The 17,577-nt window shown below is 54.1% G+C and carries 15 protein-coding genes; 12 read left to right on the forward strand and 3 right to left on the reverse strand.

All coding sequences use genetic code 11. The annotated features are described in order from the left end of the window. Positions 1–94: 94 nt before the first annotated feature. From lepA to acpS, 7 genes are all read left to right on the forward strand, one after another. The gene (gene lepA / locus OGX91_RS18680) at positions 95–1,894 is read left to right on the forward strand and encodes a translation elongation factor 4 (protein WP_005130327.1); all 1,800 of its coding nucleotides are present in this window, start codon (positions 95–97) and stop codon (positions 1,892–1,894) included. Between the two features lie 15 nt (positions 1,895–1,909). Next, positions 1,910–2,884, forward strand: coding sequence for a signal peptidase I (gene lepB / locus OGX91_RS18685; RefSeq protein WP_005130326.1), 975 nt, complete (start codon positions 1,910–1,912; stop codon positions 2,882–2,884). Between the two features lie 238 nt (positions 2,885–3,122). After that, complete coding sequence (gene rnc, locus OGX91_RS18690) at positions 3,123–3,803, forward strand: ribonuclease III (RefSeq protein WP_003037579.1); 681 nt, start codon at positions 3,123–3,125, stop codon at positions 3,801–3,803. After that, a complete protein-coding gene (gene era, locus OGX91_RS18695; RefSeq protein WP_005130325.1) occupies positions 3,800–4,705 on the forward strand; it encodes a GTPase Era in 906 nt (301 codons plus the stop codon). The genes rnc and era overlap by 4 nt, the downstream gene beginning before the upstream one ends. Before the next feature lie 27 nt (positions 4,706–4,732). After that, positions 4,733–5,461: a DNA repair protein RecO gene (gene recO / locus OGX91_RS18700; protein ID WP_003037583.1), complete on the forward strand. Its 729-nt coding sequence runs from the start codon at positions 4,733–4,735 to the stop codon at positions 5,459–5,461. Positions 5,462–5,472: 11 nt separating this feature from the next. After that, a complete protein-coding gene (pdxJ, locus tag OGX91_RS18705; protein ID WP_005130320.1) occupies positions 5,473–6,204 on the forward strand; it encodes a pyridoxine 5'-phosphate synthase in 732 nt (243 codons plus the stop codon). Continuing rightward, positions 6,204–6,584, forward strand: a complete 381-nt coding sequence (gene acpS / locus OGX91_RS18710; RefSeq protein WP_005130319.1) for a holo-ACP synthase — start codon at positions 6,204–6,206, stop codon at positions 6,582–6,584. Before pdxJ ends, acpS begins: the two co-directional genes overlap by 1 nt. A 129-nt stretch (positions 6,585–6,713) precedes the next feature. On the opposite strand, the gene OGX91_RS18715 is transcribed toward acpS, so the two are convergent. Beyond that, positions 6,714–6,974 carry a YfhL family 4Fe-4S dicluster ferredoxin gene (locus OGX91_RS18715; protein ID WP_003037590.1) on the reverse strand — a complete coding sequence of 87 codons (261 nt, stop codon included), beginning with the start codon at positions 6,972–6,974 and terminating at the stop codon, positions 6,714–6,716. Positions 6,975–7,029: 55 nt separating this feature from the next. Further along, the gene (locus OGX91_RS18720) at positions 7,030–7,878 is read right to left on the reverse strand and encodes a MurR/RpiR family transcriptional regulator (RefSeq protein WP_005130317.1); all 849 of its coding nucleotides are present in this window, start codon (positions 7,876–7,878) and stop codon (positions 7,030–7,032) included. Positions 7,879–7,995: 117 nt separating this feature from the next. Between OGX91_RS18720 and murQ the strand changes: the two genes are divergently transcribed. The 4 genes from murQ to tadA are packed head-to-tail and all read left to right on the forward strand — an operon-like array spanning position 7,996 to position 11,456. Further along, positions 7,996–8,889: an N-acetylmuramic acid 6-phosphate etherase gene (gene murQ, locus OGX91_RS18725; RefSeq protein WP_040233419.1), complete on the forward strand. Its 894-nt coding sequence runs from the start codon at positions 7,996–7,998 to the stop codon at positions 8,887–8,889. A gap of 9 nt (positions 8,890–8,898) precedes the next feature. Further along, positions 8,899–10,263 (forward strand): PTS transporter subunit EIIC, encoded by a 1,365-nt coding sequence (locus tag OGX91_RS18730; protein WP_286627156.1) that lies wholly within the window; start codon positions 8,899–8,901, stop codon positions 10,261–10,263. A gap of 3 nt (positions 10,264–10,266) precedes the next feature. After that, positions 10,267–10,902 (forward strand): phosphatidylglycerophosphatase C, encoded by a 636-nt coding sequence (gene yfhb / locus OGX91_RS18735; protein WP_040233423.1) that lies wholly within the window; start codon positions 10,267–10,269, stop codon positions 10,900–10,902. Positions 10,903–10,919: 17 nt separating this feature from the next. Further along, positions 10,920–11,456, forward strand: a complete 537-nt coding sequence (gene tadA, locus OGX91_RS18740; RefSeq protein ID WP_072041501.1) for a tRNA adenosine(34) deaminase TadA — start codon at positions 10,920–10,922, stop codon at positions 11,454–11,456. A gap of 12 nt (positions 11,457–11,468) precedes the next feature. On the opposite strand, the gene mltF is transcribed toward tadA, so the two are convergent. Beyond that, a complete protein-coding gene (gene mltF / locus OGX91_RS18745; protein WP_040233426.1) occupies positions 11,469–13,019 on the reverse strand; it encodes a membrane-bound lytic murein transglycosylase MltF in 1,551 nt (516 codons plus the stop codon). A gap of 257 nt (positions 13,020–13,276) precedes the next feature. Between mltF and purL the strand changes: the two genes are divergently transcribed. Then, positions 13,277–17,164, forward strand: a complete 3,888-nt coding sequence (gene purL / locus OGX91_RS18750; RefSeq protein ID WP_199946805.1) for a phosphoribosylformylglycinamidine synthase — start codon at positions 13,277–13,279, stop codon at positions 17,162–17,164. The last annotated feature ends 413 nt before the right edge of the window (positions 17,165–17,577 follow it).

Below are 17,577 nucleotides of genomic sequence, written 5' to 3' on the forward strand. Positions count from 1 at the left end.
AGAATGCGGCGTTTCACTAAAACAGACGTTAAGCTCAGAACAGCGACTTCTCAGAGCCTGCCCAGGCAGGCGTAAGGCACAATAATTACACTATATGAAGAACATACGTAACTTTTCAATCATAGCTCACATCGACCACGGTAAATCGACGCTGTCTGACCGTATTATCCAGATCTGCGGTGGCCTGTCTGACCGTGAAATGGAAGCGCAGGTTCTCGACTCGATGGATCTTGAGCGTGAGCGCGGTATTACTATCAAAGCGCAGAGCGTGACGCTCGATTTTAAAGCATCTGATGGTGAAACCTACCAGCTTAACTTTATCGACACCCCGGGCCACGTTGACTTCTCTTATGAAGTTTCACGCTCTCTTGCCGCCTGTGAAGGCGCACTGTTGGTCGTTGATGCCGGGCAGGGTGTTGAAGCGCAAACACTGGCTAACTGCTATACCGCCATGGAAATGGATCTGGAAGTGGTGCCGGTACTGAACAAAATTGACCTGCCAGCCGCCGATCCAGAGCGTGTGGCGGAAGAGATTGAAGATATCGTCGGTATCGATGCGGCTGACGCTGTCCGTTGCTCGGCGAAAACCGGCGTTGGCGTGACCGACGTTCTTGAACGTCTGGTGCGTGATATTCCGCCGCCGGAAGGCGACCCGGAAGGCCCGTTACAAGCGCTGATTATCGACTCCTGGTTCGACAACTATCTCGGTGTGGTCTCGCTGGTGCGTATTAAAAACGGCACCATGCGTAAAGGCGACAAAATTAAAGTGATGAGCACCGGGCAGGTTTACAACGCCGACCGCCTGGGGATCTTTACGCCGAAGCAGGTTGACCGTACAGAACTGAAGTGTGGCGAGGTAGGTTGGTTAGTTTGCGCTATTAAAGACATCCTCGGCGCACCGGTAGGCGATACCCTGACGCTGGCTCGTAACCCGGCAGATAAACCCCTGCCTGGCTTTAAAAAAGTGAAGCCGCAGGTATATGCGGGTCTGTTCCCGGTCAGCTCCGACGACTACGAAAACTTCCGTGATGCGCTTGGTAAGCTGAGCCTCAACGATGCTTCCCTGTTCTACGAGCCGGAAAGTTCTACCGCGCTGGGCTTCGGCTTCCGCTGTGGCTTCCTGGGGCTGCTGCACATGGAGATCATTCAGGAGCGTCTGGAACGTGAATACGATCTGGATCTGATCACCACTGCGCCGACCGTAGTTTACGAAGTGGAAACCACCGCGAAAGAGACTATCTACGTCGATAGCCCGTCCAAGCTGCCGCCGCTGAATAACATTTACGAACTGCGCGAGCCGATTGCTGAATGTCATATGCTGCTGCCGCAGGCATACCTCGGCAACGTTATTACGCTGTGTATCGAGAAGCGTGGTGTACAGACCAACATGGTTTACCACGGTAACCAGGTTGCGTTGACCTATGAAATCCCGATGGCGGAAGTGGTGCTCGACTTCTTCGATCGTCTGAAGTCGACCTCTCGTGGTTACGCGTCGCTGGATTATAACTTCAAACGCTTCCAGGCGTCTGACATGGTGCGCGTTGATGTTCTCATCAACAACGAACGCGTCGATGCACTGGCACTGATTACCCACCGCGATAACTCCCAGAGCCGTGGCCGTGAACTGGTCGAGAAGATGAAAGATCTGATCCCTCGCCAACAGTTTGATATCGCAATTCAGGCGGCCATTGGTACGCACATCATTGCGCGTTCAACGGTGAAGCAGCTGCGTAAAAACGTTCTGGCTAAGTGCTACGGTGGCGATATCAGCCGTAAGAAAAAGCTGCTGCAAAAACAGAAAGAGGGTAAAAAGCGAATGAAGCAGATCGGTAACGTCGAACTGCCGCAGGAAGCCTTCCTCGCTATTCTGCATGTCGGTAAAGACAGCAAATAATCTTAAGGAGTTGGCATGGCGAACATGTTTGCCCTGATTCTGGTGATTGCCACACTGGTGACGGGCATTTTATGGTGTGTAGATAAGTTTGTCTTCGCGCCAAAACGCCGGGAGCGCCAGGCTGCGGCACAGGCCGCTGCAGGCGATTCACTGGATAAAGCAACGCTGAAAAAAGTTGCCCCTAAGCCGGGCTGGCTGGAAACCGGTGCGTCTGTTTTCCCGGTACTGGCTATTGTGCTGGTGGTGCGTTCATTTATTTATGAGCCGTTCCAGATCCCGTCGGGTTCGATGATGCCAACACTGTTGATTGGTGATTTTATTCTGGTAGAGAAATTTGCCTACGGAATTAAAGATCCTATTTATCAGAAAACGCTGATCGAAACCGGCCATCCGAAACGCGGTGATATCGTGGTATTTAAATACCCGGAAGATCCGCGTCTGGACTACATCAAACGCGCTGTCGGTTTACCGGGAGACAAAGTGACGTATGATCCGGTGGCGAAAGAGGTGACGATTCAGCCTGGATGCAGTTCTGGTCAGGCGTGTGAAAACGCGCTGCCGGTAACGTACTCTGATGTTCAGCCAAGTGATTTTGTACAGACGTTTGCTCGCCGCAACGGCGGGGAAGCGACCAGCGGTTTCTTTGACGTTCCGCTGAATGAAACGAAAGACAACGGTATTCGCCTGACCGAGCGTAAAGAAACGCTGGGTGAGGTAACACACCGCATTCTGATGGTGCCAATCGCGCAGGATCAGGTGGGGATGTATTACCGTCAGCCGGGTCAGCAGTTAGCCACCTGGATCGTTCCTCCGGGGCATTACTTCATGATGGGCGATAACCGTGACAACAGCGCGGACAGCCGTTATTGGGGATTTGTACCGGAAGCAAATCTGGTGGGTAAAGCGACCGCTATCTGGATGAGTTTCGACAAACAAGAAGGTGAGTGGCCAACAGGCGTTCGTTTGAGCCGCATTGGTGGCATCCACTAATTGCTGATAATGGTTCACGCTGTTGTCTTAATAACAACAGCGTGAATTATTTCTCGGATTAATTCCCTCAGACTAACGACATCCCTTGTCGTTGTGTATAGAATATTCCCCCGAAGTTTTAGGTTGGCACCGTCAGGTTGCCACGGCACACGAAACAGCGTTGGTTTCTCTAATGACGGATGTATATCAGGTCTGTTTCGTGTGCTGAATTGTTGACGCATTCATTTATTGGTATCGCATGAATCCCATCGTAATTAATCGGCTTCAACGGAAGCTGGGCTACACTTTTAATCATCAGGAGCTGTTGCAGCAGGCATTAACTCACCGTAGTGCCAGCAGCAAACATAACGAGCGTTTAGAATTTCTGGGCGACTCTATTTTGAGCTTTGTTATTGCGAATGCGCTGTATCACCGTTTCCCGCGTGTGGACGAAGGTGACATGAGCCGCATGCGCGCCACGCTGGTGCGTGGAAATACGCTGGCTGAATTAGCCCGTGAATTTGACCTCGGTGAATGTTTACGCCTGGGACCGGGCGAGCTGAAAAGCGGCGGTTTTCGTCGCGAATCAATTCTGGCCGATACCGTCGAAGCGTTGATCGGCGGCGTCTTCCTCGACAGCGATATTCAAACCGTTGAACAGCTGATCCTGAACTGGTATCAGACTCGTCTGGATGAAATTAGCCCAGGCGATAAACAAAAAGATCCGAAAACGCGCCTGCAGGAATATTTGCAGGGTCGCCACTTGCCGCTGCCGTCTTATCTGGTGGTGCAGGTTCGTGGTGAAGCACACGATCAAGAATTTACTATCCACTGCCAGGTCAGCGGCCTGAGTGAACCGGTGGTTGGCACAGGTTCGAGCCGTCGTAAGGCTGAGCAGGCTGCCGCCGAACAGGCGTTGAAAAAACTGGAGCTGGAATGAGCATCGATACAACTTACTGCGGATTTATTGCCATCGTCGGTCGCCCGAACGTCGGCAAATCCACCCTGTTGAATAATCTGCTTGGGCAGAAGATTTCCATCACCTCACGTAAGGCGCAGACAACACGTCACCGCATTGTCGGTATTCATACCGAAGGTGCGTATCAGGCGATTTATGTTGATACCCCGGGCCTGCACATGGAAGAAAAGCGCGCCATCAACCGCCTGATGAATAAAGCGGCGAGCAGCTCGATTGGTGATGTTGAACTGGTTATTTTCGTTGTCGAAGGCACGCGCTGGACGCCGGACGACGAAATGGTGCTTAACAAGCTGCGCGACGGTAAAGCGCCGGTAATTCTGGCCGTGAACAAAGTTGACAACGTTCAGGAAAAAGCCGATCTGCTGCCGCACCTGCAGTTCCTGGCAAGCCAGATGAACTTCCTCGATATCGTCCCGATCTCTGCCGAGACTGGCCTGAATGTTGATACCGTTGCGGGCATCGTACGTAAGCATCTGCCGGAAGCTATTCATCACTTCCCGGAAGATTACATCACTGACCGTTCTCAGCGGTTTATGGCTTCTGAAATCATCCGCGAAAAGCTGATGCGTTTCCTCGGCGCTGAATTGCCGTATTCCGTAACCGTTGAGATTGAGCGTTTTATCTCCAACGAGCGTGGTGGCTACGATATTAACGGTCTGATCCTCGTTGAACGTGAAGGGCAGAAGAAGATGGTTATTGGCAACAAAGGGGCCAAAATTAAAACCATCGGCATCGAAGCGCGTAAAGACATGCAGGAGATGTTCGAAGCGCCCGTTCACCTCGAACTGTGGGTGAAAGTAAAATCTGGCTGGGCCGATGACGAACGCGCGCTGCGTAGCCTCGGTTACGGCGACGACGTCTAAACCCATCTTCTGAAACACGGCGAGTATATGGAAGGATGGCAACGAGCCTTTGTCTTGCATAGTCGCCCCTGGAGCGAAACCAGTCTCGTGCTGGACGTCTTCACGGAAGAGTCGGGTCGCGTGCGCCTTGTCGCCAAAGGCGCACGTTCTAAACGTTCCAATCTGAAAGGCGCACTCCAGCCTTTTACCCCGTTGTTGCTTCGCTTTGGTGGACGTGGTGAGGTCAAAACTCTACGTAGTGCTGAAGCCGTTTCTCTGGCACTCCCTCTTAGCGGTATCACGCTGTACAGCGGCTTGTATATCAACGAGCTTGTCTCGCGCGTCCTTGAATACGAGACCCGCTTTTCTGAACTCTTTTTCGATTATCTGAACTGTATTCAGGCGCTGGCTGGTGCGACAGGTTCGCCAGAGCCTGCGCTGCGTCGCTTTGAGCTGGCCTTACTTGGACATCTGGGATACGGCGTCGATTTTACCCACTGTGCGGGCAGCGGCGAGCCGGTAGACGACACCATGACCTATCGTTACCGGGAAGAAAAAGGGTTTATTGCCAGCGTTGTTATTGATAACAACACGTTTACCGGACGCCATCTCAAAGCGCTTGAGTCGCGTGAATTTCCCGATGTCGATACGTTACGCGCCGCGAAACGCTTTACCCGCATGGCGTTAAAGCCGTATCTTGGTGGTAAGCCGTTAAAAAGCCGGGAACTGTTCCGGCAATTTATGCCAAAACGCGCAGTAAAAACAAATAATGATTAATGAGGATTGTCATGGCTGAATTACTGTTAGGCGTCAATATTGACCACATTGCCACGTTACGTAATGCACGCGGTACCGCATACCCGGATCCGGTTCAGGCGGCGTTTATCGTTGAACAGGCGGGCGCGGACGGTATTACCGTACACCTGCGTGAAGACCGTCGTCATATCACCGACCGCGACGTACGTATTTTGCGCCAGACGCTGGATACACGCATGAATCTGGAAATGGCTGTCACCGAAGAGATGCTGGCGATTGCCGTTGAGACTAAGCCGCATTTTTGCTGCCTGGTGCCGGAAAAACGTCAGGAAGTCACGACGGAAGGTGGTCTGGACGTCGCCGGCCAGCGAGACAAGATGCGCGATGCCTGCAAACGCCTGGCGGACGCTGGCATTCTGGTTTCGCTGTTTATCGATGCCGATGAAGAGCAGATTAAGGCCGCAGCCGAAGTCGGCGCGCCGTATATCGAAATTCACACCGGCTGTTACGCCGATGCGAAAACCGACGCAGAGCAGGCCAGCGAACTGGCGCGTATCGCCAAAGCGGCAACTTTTGCCGCCAGCCTTGGCCTGAAGGTGAATGCGGGTCACGGCCTGACATACCACAACGTTAAAGCCATTGCGCGGATCCCGGAAATGCATGAGTTGAACATTGGCCATGCCATTATCGGACGCGCGGTGATGAGCGGTCTGAAAGATGCCGTGGTGGAAATGAAACGCCTGATGCTGGAAGCGCGTGGCTAATGGCGATTCTGGGTTTAGGCACGGATATCGTGGAGATTGCGCGGATCGAGGCGGTGATCTCCCGCTCCGGTGAACGCCTGGCCAGACGGGTCCTGAGTGACAATGAATGGGCCATCTGGGAAACGCATCAGCAACCGGTGCGTTTTCTGGCAAAGCGCTTTGCGGTAAAAGAGGCCGCAGCAAAAGCCTTCGGGACGGGTATTCGCAACGGTCTGGCGTTTAATCAGTTTGAAGTTTTTAACGATGAACTTGGTAAGCCGCGTTTGCGGTTATGGGGCGAGGCGTTAAAACTGGCGGAAAAACTGGGTGTCGCGCATATGCATGTGACGCTGGCCGATGAGCGTCACTACGCCTGCGCTACGGTGATTATCGAGAGTTAGATTCTGCACGTTGCCGGATGGCGACGCGTAGCGTCTTATCCGGCCTACGGGTAATACGATTATTGCGGGGGCTGGGTAGGCCTGATAAGCATTAGCGCCATCAGGCTTCATCGTCGGATGGCGACGCGGTTAAAGTTTATCGGCGTGGTGCATCAGCACAAACTTATCCCACAACTGCTCTTCCGTTTCGACATGTGCCGGATCTTTCAAAATAGTATTGGGGATCGGGCACACTTTCTGGCAGGTTGGCGTGTCGTAATGGCCTACGCATTCCGTACATTTGTCGCTGTTAATCTCGTAAATGCTGTCACCCATCGAGATTGCCTCATTCGGGCATTCGGGCTCGCACATATCGCAATTGATACACTTTTTAGTGATTAACAGGGCCATCAGGAAACTCTCAAAACATCACAAATCGGGCGGGCATTATACGCGCATTCTTTGCTCAGACCAGTTTTTTTACCAGAGCTTCGCTGTGGCGAATGCGTTCCGGGGCGTGCTCCAGATCCTGCTGCACCAGCGCCATAAACAGTAAATCAGTCAGCATCATTTGCGCGTGGGTGGAGGAAATCGCTGCGCTACGCGTGGCCTGCTCCTCGGCAATCGTGTACAGACAATGGCTTGCGCGCTGCTGCAGGGCGTTCGGTGTAAATCCGGTGATGGCGAGAATTTTGGCTCCGGCGCGCAACGTTTCATCCGCAGCCAGGTTGAGCTCACGGCGTTCGCCGGTATACGAAATGGCCAGCAGCAGATCGTTGGGCGAAAGCGCCTGCACTGCCGCCAACAGGGCATGCATATCGCGTTCAACCACCGCGTTAAAACCAATCTTTAGCAGTTTCCAGGCAAAATTCTGCGCCACCAGACCCGATGCGCCAATCCCGGTCACGATAATGCGCCGGGCTGAACGCAGCATTGTGACGCTCTCCATCAGTTTCTCTTCGCTGTTGACGTCCAGCGTCGCATGCATCGCCGCCACGTTCTCCTGAATCAACTTTTCCCCCACCAGACGCATAGGATCGTCACCGCGAATCTGATTATGTACCGGAATGGAATGGGGGTTGGGATTGCTGGCCAGCGCTTCGCTGATCGCCAGTTTGAGTGCCGGAAATCCTTTAAAACCCATCTTTTGCGCGAACTTCACCACGCTGGACTGACTGACACCCGCCTCCGCGGCCAACTGCTGCGAACTGAGATGACGCGCAGTATCCGGCTGGGCAAGGAGATAATCCGCCAATTTTTTATCGCTTTGCGCGAGATCCGGGTAACGCTGACGAATGCGAATTAAACAGTTCATGCTGTCTCCTGGCGAAAACGTGATGGCGATTACAAAACAAAATTTCATTCGCCTGGATGAATATAATATTCCATTATGGCAGATTATTATGAATTAAAAATTCCTAAGGAACAAAAAATGAATCTCGGTGCATTAGTTTCAGAAACCCGCAATCCACAGACCATGGACCTGGATGCGCTCTCCACGCTGGAGTTGGTTCATCGTTTTAATCAACAGGATACGCTGGTAGCCGAAGCAGTAAAAGCAACTCTGCCTCAAGTTGCGTGCGCGGTCGATGCGGCAGCTAACGCGCTAAAAGCAGGTGGCCGCATTATTTACATGGGAGCGGGGACCAGCGGGCGTCTCGGGGTACTGGATGCGTCTGAATGCCCACCGACCTTCGGCGTTCCACACGGTCTGGTGGTTGGGCTGATTGCCGGTGGGCCGGGCGCGCTGCTGAAGGCGGTTGAGGGTGCGGAAGATAACCCACAGCTAGGTGAAGACGATCTGCGTGCGCTCAATCTTACCGCACAGGATCTGGTGGTGGGACTGGCGGCTTCAGGTCGTACGCCGTATGTGATTGGCGGGCTGAAATATGCGCGTTCGGTAGGTTGTACGACGGCGGCTATTTCCTGCAATCCGGATTCACCTATTGCACATGAAGCGGATATTGCCATCTCCCCGGTGGTGGGGCCGGAGGCGCTGACGGGCTCAACGCGACTGAAATCCGGTACCGCGCAAAAGCTGGTGCTCAATATGATCTCCACCGGGGCGATGGTGAAGTTTGGCAAGGTTTATCAGAACCTGATGGTGGACATGCAGGCAACCAACGTCAAACTGGTCGATCGGGCGTGCCGTATGGTGGTTGAAGCCACGGGCATTGCGCGTGAACAGGCGCAAGCGCTGCTAAAGCAGACTGATTTTGACGTCAAGCCGGCTATTTTAATGGCGCTCACAGGCCTGGATGCCGCTGCCGCCCGCGAAAAGCTTGCCGCTCACCAGGGTTTTTTACGCGCGGCGTTAGAACACTAAGAGGTGTATATGGATAAGACGGCGGTGCTGGCCAGCGATATTCTGCTGGGCGTTGGCGGAGAGAAAAATATTCTGCGCCTGGAAAACTGTATGACCCGCGTCAGGGTGGAAGTTCAGGATGATGGACAGCTCGATATCCCTCGTCTCAGGCAACTGCCCGGTGTCAGCGGCTACGTGAAGCAGGGCGCGCAGCACCAGATCATTGTCGGCCCCGGTAAAGCGGCCAAGGTGGTGGATGCTATGCGCTCTCTGATTGCCGATAGTGGCGAAGGTGCAGATACGAATGATATCGAGCGCACGAAGTCAGAGGCCAAAGCGAAGTACAAAGCGCCCATGAGCGATGCGCTGCGCAAGCTGGCGAACGTCTTTATCCCTCTTATTCCGGCATTTATTGCCTCCGGTTTGATTACCGGCATTATTAACATCCTTAAGCGCCCGGACATCGTGGGGGATTTTGCGACCCACTATCCAAATATGCTTGGGCTGATGGGAATATTTGGCAGCGCCGTGTTTGCCATCATGAATATTCTGGTCGGGGTAAATACCGCCAAAGTCTTCGGCGGTTCGCTGGCGATGGGCGGGGTGATGGCGGGGATCCTCTCCAGTCCGCAACTGGCGCAAATCACGCTGTTTGGCGAAGCGTTGCAGCCGGGGCGCGGCGGGGTGATCGCGGTGCTGCTGGTGGTGGCGTTGATGTGCTGGATCGAACGCAAATTCCGCGAGCTGTTGCCGGAATCGCTGGAGCTAATCCTCAACCCACTGCTGACCACCCTTATTACCGGGACAATCGCCATTGTGGCGCTGCAACCGCTTGGCGGCTGGATTTCTGAGTCTATTGCTCACGGCGCATCCTGGGCTATCGATCGCGGCGGTTTCCCGGTAGGTGCCGTGCTGGCAGGAACCTTCCTGCCGTTGGTGCTCACTGGACTTCATCAGGGATTGGTGCCCATCCATGTTGAGCTGGTTCAGGCACACGGTTATAACGCGCTCTTTCCTATCCTGGCGATGGCAGGCGTCGGACAAATTGGTGCTTCCATTGCCGTACTGATGAAAACCCGAAATGCGCGGTTAAAAAAAGTAATCAAAGGTGCGCTGCCGGTTGGGCTGCTGGGCATTGGCGAGCCGCTGATTTTTGGCGTCACGCTGCCGTTAGGTAGACCGTTTATCGGTGCCTGCCTTGGCGGAGCGGTAGGTGGGGCGCTGATTAGCTACTGGAAGGTGGCGACGGTTATCACCTTTGGCATCTCTGGATTACCGCTGGCACTGACGATTGTTGCCGGAAAAGTGATGTTCTATCTGTTAGGCTATTTGGTAGCAGTTATCGCCGGGTTCCTGTTTACCTGGCTATTGGGGTTCAACGATCCAGAGGACTAAGGTTTGACCAATCACCAGCGCCGCGTTGTCTTTTTTGATTTGGATGGCACTTTACACCAGCAGGATATGTTCGGTAGTTTTATACGTTATCTGCTGCGTCGCCAGCCGTTGAACGCGTTGTTGGTGCTACCTCTGTTACCGGTGATTGCGCTGGCATTGCTGATACAAGGGCGTGCCGCCCGCTGGCCAATGAGCCTGCTGTTATGGGGATGCACTTTTGGCCGCAGCGAGGCGCGTCTGAAAGCGCATCAGTCCAACTTTGTGCGCTGGTTTCGCAGTAACGTGACGGCGTTTCCGCTCGTTCAGCAGCGTCTGACAACCTACCTGTTAAGCTCTGACGCTGACATCTGGCTTATCACTGGCTCTCCGCAGTCGCTGGTCGAGCAGGTTTACTTCGACACGCCGTGGCTACCGCGTGTCAATTTGATCGCCAGCAAAATGGCGCGGGGATACGGCGGGTGGGTACTGACGCTGCGCTGCCTGGGCCATGAGAAAGTCACTCAACTGGAGCGGCAGATTGGCGCACCACTGTCTCTTTACAGCGGCTATAGCGACAGTAAGCAGGACAATCCGTTGCTCTCTTTTTGCCAGCATCGCTGGCGCGTCACGCCGCGCGGAGAGCTGCAACAACTCGAATAGAGTAAACGATAGCGTCTGTGTATAATGCGCCCGCTTTTATTGGTGGAGTAACCCCTTTGTCTGAAGTTGAATTTAGCCACGAATACTGGATGCGTCACGCCTTAACGCTGGCTAAACGCGCCTGGGATGAGCGTGAAGTCCCGGTGGGTGCAGTATTAGTGCATAACAACCGCGTGATTGGCGAAGGCTGGAACCGTCCGATCGGCCACCATGATCCGACTGCTCACGCTGAGATTATGGCGCTGCGTCAGGGCGGCCTGGTACTACAAAACTACCGTCTGTTAGATGCCACGCTGTACGTCACTCTGGAGCCGTGCGTGATGTGTGCAGGCGCGATGGTCCATAGTCGTATTGGCCGGGTGGTTTTTGGCGCACGCGATGCGAAAACGGGCGCTGCCGGGTCATTAATGGATGTGCTGCATCACCCTGGGATGAATCATCGGGTTGAGGTGACCGAAGGTGTGTTACGGGATGAATGCGCCACGCTGCTCAGTGATTTTTTCCGCATGCGTCGGCAGGAAATCAAAGCGCTGAAAAAATCCGCCAATCAGTAAATACCAACCAGACTACTTGTCCTCTTTCTTCTGTGCTGAAAACAGCAGAGAAGGGGAGTGCGACAGATAGTTTGACGACGTCTGAGTCAGAAAGGCTGAAAGTGGAAATTTATCTTTACCCAACAGCTCAGTCGGTGACACCGCAGGGTAATTCTGAGCCAGTTGCTGCGTTTCCTGCGCCTGTTTTTCTTTCTCCTGCAGATACCCCACCAGGCTAATCTGGTATTTACGGATGTTTTCCACATAGGCGTAGGCCTCGTGACCGCGCGCATAGCCATAGGTCAGCTTGTTGTAATACGGCTTTTGGCTGAGTAGCGGCAGACGCTGTTTTACGTCGGACCAACTGTTCGGATTGCCTTTGGTTTTCACTGTCAGCGCCCGGGCATCCAGCATGTGCGCATACCCCATGTTGTAGGCCGCAAGTGCAAACCAGATGCGTTCTCCTTCGGGGACAGTATCCGGCACTTTACTCATCATGTCCTGCAAATACCGCGCGCCGCCGCTGATGCTTTGTTCGGCGTCGGTACGATCAGTTAGCCCGAGACTCTGGGCGGTATTTTTGGTCAGCATCATCAGCCCGCGTACACCGGTCGGGGAAGTCGCCTGCGCGTCCCAGTGTGACTCCTGATAGGATATTGCCGCGAGCAGTCGCCAGTCTATCTCCTGCGCATACTTCTCAAAGAGCGGCTTGAGGTCCGGTAATACGCTGTCTACGGCGCGCAAAAAGGTGCGGGTATCGACATAGTCAAAATCATCGCCATGCCCAAGATACTTCTCTTCCAGTCGCGCCAAAGAACCATCTTCATTCATGGTATTAAAGAAATCCAACAGCGCGGCAGATAGCGTGTTGTCGTCGTCCAGACGACTAAACCAGGTCACCGGCTGTTCGTCGGAGACGTCCAGCGCCACGGCCAGCTCAGGATGAACGCGCTGGTATAAGCTGATGGCAACGGAATCGGCAATGGTGTAATCCAGCTTTCCGGCGATAACATCATCAAGCAGTTCAGTGGTGCCCTTTTTCTCATCAACGTTCCAGCTCAGGTCCGGGTATTTTTTTTCTTTTAACTGCTGGAGGTCGTTTATCACCACGTGTCCCGGGGCTATGGTCAACTGATTATCGGTCACACTGGCAAGGCTGCGAGGGCGATATTGCCCAACCCGATACACCAGTTGTTGCGATACGGAATAGTAGGTCGGACCCGGCTGATAATTTTTAACGCGCTCGCTGTTATAGACCAGGCCTGCGGCTAACAGATCGGCATTACCGTTATCCAGGTCGTCAAAAAGCTGGCTGATGTTCTGGCGTACGGTGATTTTCAGCTTCACACCCAGGTAGTTGGCGAAGGCTTTAGTCAGTTCGTAATCCAGGCCAAACTTTTTCCCATTAAGCGTGGCATAAGTGAGCGGTGAGTCGATGGTACTGACGCGCAGCTCTCCCCGCGACTGAATGGCGGCGATACGATTGTCGGCTTTACCGAACCAGGGGATAGATGGCCAAAGGGCCGCTGCCAACAACAGCGTTAATATGCCGATGAACAGATAATTAATCTTTAATTTTTTCAATTAGTTAATTCTCTGAACCGTACGTTTTCTCTGCCTGCTGTGGTGCTGATTAAGAAGTGAAGTTGTCATTAATGAGCGGCATTTTGCTTAAACTTGCGCCAGTTGGCAACTTATTCAGAAACCAGACCGCATTTGATGATAAGAAATGGTTGTGATTTTATTTCGACGCAAACGGTTTCGTCGACGCGCCAGATTCTTTATAATGACGCCCGTTTCCCCCACTTGGGCACACCGAAAGCTTAGAAGACGAGAGACTTATGATGGAAATTCTGCGTGGTTCACCTGCACTGTCTGCATTCCGTATTAACAAACTGCTGGCACGTTTTCAGGCTGCCAACCTCCAGGTCCACAATATTTACGCCGAGTACGTCCATTTTGCCGATCTGAATGCACCGTTGAATGAGGATGAGCACGCGCAGCTAGCACGTCTGCTGAAATATGGTCCTGCTCTTCACAGCCACGCCCCTGAAGGCAAACTGCTGCTGGTTACGCCTCGCCCTGGCACCATCTCCCCGTGGTCTTCTAAAGCGACTGATATTGCCCACAACTGCGGCCTGCAGCAGATTAGCCGCCTGGAACGTGGCATTGCCTGGTATGTTGAGGCCTCTACGCTGACCTCTGAGCAGTGGCAGATGGTTGCCGACGAACTGCACGACCGCATGATGGAAACGGTTTTCCCTGCGCTGAACGATGCCGAAAAACTGTTTGTTCATCACCAGCCAGCACCGGTCTTAAGCGTTGACCTGCTGGGTGAGGGACGCCAGGCGCTGATCGACGCTAACCTGCGTCTGGGTTTGGCGCTGGCGGAAGACGAAATCGACTATCTGCAGGATGCGTTCACCAAACTGGGACGCAACCCGAACGACATTGAACTGTATATGTTTGCGCAGGCTAACTCCGAGCACTGCCGCCACAAGATTTTTAACGCCGACTGGGTTATCGACGGTAAACAACAGCCTAAGTCGCTGTTCAAGATGATCAAGAATACCTTCGAAACCACGCCGGACCACGTGTTGTCTGCCTATAAAGACAACGCCGCGGTAATGGAAGGTTCTGAAGTGGGTCGCTATTTTGCCGATCACAAAACCGGCCGCTACGATTTCCATCAGGAACCAGCCCACATCCTGATGAAGGTAGAAACTCATAACCACCCGACGGCTATCTCTCCGTGGCCAGGTGCGGCAACCGGCTCCGGCGGAGAAATCCGCGATGAGGGTGCAACCGGTCGTGGTGCAAAACCGAAAGCCGGGCTGGTAGGCTTCTCCGTCTCCAACCTGCGTATTCCTGGCTTTGAACAGCCTTGGGAAGAGGACTTTGGTAAGCCGGATCGTATTGTCACCGCGCTCGACATCATGACCGAAGGCCCGCTGGGCGGCGCGGCGTTTAACAACGAATTTGGTCGCCCGGCGCTGACCGGCTACTTCCGTACCTATGAAGAAAAGGTCAACAGCCATAACGGCGAAGAGCTGCGCGGTTACCATAAACCGATCATGCTGGCAGGCGGGATCGGTAACATCCGTGCCGATCACGTGCAGAAGGGCGAGATCGTCGTTGGCGCCAAGCTGATCGTCCTCGGCGGCCCGGCGATGAACATTGGCCTTGGCGGCGGGGCAGCCTCCTCTATGGCTTCTGGCCAGTCTGATGCCGATCTTGATTTCGCTTCTGTACAGCGTGATAACCCGGAAATGGAACGTCGTTGCCAGGAAGTTATCGACCGCTGCTGGCAGATGGGCGATGCCAACCCGATCCTGTTTATCCATGACGTTGGCGCGGGTGGCCTGTCTAACGCCATGCCGGAGCTGGTCAGCGATGGCGGCCGCGGCGGTAAGTTCCAGCTGCGTGACATCCTCAGCGACGAGCCGGGCATGAGCCCGCTGGAAATCTGGTGTAACGAATCCCAGGAGCGCTATGTGCTGGCGGTTGCCGCCGACCAGCTACCGCTGTTTGACGAACTGTGTAAGCGCGAGCGCGCGCCGTATGCGGTGATCGGTGAAGCCACCGAAGAACAGCATCTGACACTGAGCGATAGCCACTTCGACAATCAGCCGATCGACATGCCGCTCGATGTGCTGTTGGGCAAAACGCCGAAAATGACCCGCGATGTGCAGACGCTGAAAGCCAAAGGCGATGCACTGAATCGTAGTGAAATCTCGATTGCAGATGCGGTTAACCGCGTGCTGCATCTGCCGACTGTCGCGGAGAAAACGTTCCTCGTGACCATCGGCGACCGTACCGTTACCGGTATGGTGGCGCGCGATCAGATGGTGGGGCCATGGCAGATCCCGGTCGCCAACTGCGCGGTCACTACTGCAAGCCTTGATAGCTACTACGGTGAAGCGATGTCTCTCGGCGAGCGCGCGCCAGTCGCATTGCTCGACTTCTCAGCCTCTGCGCGTCTGGCGGTAGGCGAGGCGCTGACCAACATTGCGGCAACGCAGATTGGCGATATCAAACGCATTAAACTGTCGGCCAACTGGATGGCGGCTGCGGGTCACCCTGGCGAAGACGCCGGGCTGTACGAAGCGGTAAAAGCCGTTGGGGAAGAATTATGTCCGGCGCTTGGCCTGACCATTCCGGTGGGCAAAGACTCTATGTCGATGAAAACCCGCTGGCAGGAAGGCAACGAACAGCGTGAAATGACCTCGCCGCTGTCGCTGGTGATCACCGCCTTTGCCCGCGTGGAAGATGTGCGTCACACCATCACTCCGCAGCTTTCTACTGAAGACAACGCCCTGTTACTGATTGACCTTGGTCTTGGTCACAACGCGCTGGGCGCAACGGCGCTGGCGCAGGTTTACCGTCAACTGGGGGATAAGCCTGCCGATGTGCGTAACGTAGAGCAGCTGAAAGGCTTCTACGACGCCATTCAGGCGCTGGTCGCACAGCGTAAGCTGCTGGCCTACCATGACCGTTCCGACGGCGGACTGCTGGTTACGCTGGCGGAAATGGCTTTCACCGGTCACTGCGGTATTGAAGCTGATATTCACTCTCTGGGTGACGATCGTCTGGCGGCGCTGTTTAACGAAGAGCTGGGCGCGGTCATTCAGGTTCGGGCAGCCGATCGTGACGCGGTTGAGGCGTTGCTGGCTCAACATGGCCTGGCCGATTGCGTGCACTATCTGGGTCAAGCCGTGCAGGGCGACCGCTTTGTGGTTGAAGCAGATGGTCATGCGGTGTTCAGCGAAAGTCGTACCACGATGCGTATGTGGTGGGCGGAAACCACCTGGCAGATGCAGCGTCTGCGCGACAACCCGGAGTGTGCCGATCAGGAACACGATGCTAAAACCAACGATGCCGACCCAGGCCTTAACGTTAAACTGTCGTTTGATATCAACGAAGATATTGCCGCGCCGTACATCGCCACTGGCGCGCGTCCGAAAGTGGCCGTGCTGCGCGAGCAGGGCGTGAACTCCCACGTCGAAATGGCGGCGGCTTTCCACCGTGCGGGCTTTGACGCCATCGATGTACACATGAGCGACCTGCTGGGCGGACGCATCGGCCTGGGTAACTTCCAGGCGCTGGTGGCTTGTGGTGGCTTCTCTTACGGCGATGTGCTTGGCGCAGGCGAAGGTTGGGCGAAGTCAATTCTGTTCAACAACCGTGTGCGTGATGAGTTCGAAACCTTCTTCCATCGCCCGCAAACGCTGGCACTCGGCGTGTGTAACGGATGTCAGATGATGTCTAACCTGCGTGAGCTAATCCCCGGAAGCGACCTGTGGCCGCGCTTTGTGCGTAACCACTCCGACCGCTTTGAAGCCCGCTTCAGCCTGGTCGAAGTGACGCAAAGCCCATCTTTACTGCTTGCCGATATGGTGGGGTCGATGATGCCGATTGCCGTTTCTCACGGAGAAGGTCGCGTAGAAGTGCGTGACGATGCGCATTTGGCTCAGCTTGAGAGCAAAGGGCTGGTGGCGCTGCGCTACGTTGATAACTTCGGTGAGGTGACCGAAACCTATCCGGCTAACCCGAACGGTTCGCCGAACGGTATTACCGCTGTTACCACCGAAAATGGTCGTGTAACCATTATGATGCCACACCCGGAACGCGTGTTCCGTACCGTGAGCAACTCCTGGCACCCGGAAAACTGGGGCGAGGATAGCCCGTGGATGCGTATCTTCCGCAACGCGCGTAAACAGCTTGGATAATTAGCCTATGATCATCAGGCCCCTCTCGTGAGGGGTTTTTTTTTGTCTGCCGTCTGATGACGCTACGCTTATCAGGCTTACGGGGAAATGCGGTTGTAGGCCGGATAAGGCGTTCACGCCGCTATCCGGCAATAAACTCAGCGCTTGCACCTAAAAGTAAAGTGTCGGGAAATGCCGACATAGGTGAGGTGGCGTTGTCGTCAAAAAGAGACATTTAATTTTTTGATTTATAAAGAATTTGTTTTTAAATGCTACAGGTGTTGCTGATTGGCGACGGTGTGGGTGAAAAATGGTCAAAATCATTTCTCAAATAAATAATCATATTTTCTATATTTATCATTGTGTTAATAAAGTGTTTTGAATATTGGCACAGATGCTGCATAATATTAACCAGTGGCTCATTCACCTTCTTA

The organism is Citrobacter sp. Cpa228 (genome assembly GCF_030333085.1).
GTDB classification, from domain to species: Bacteria; Pseudomonadota; Gammaproteobacteria; order Enterobacterales; family Enterobacteriaceae; genus Citrobacter; species Citrobacter pasteurii.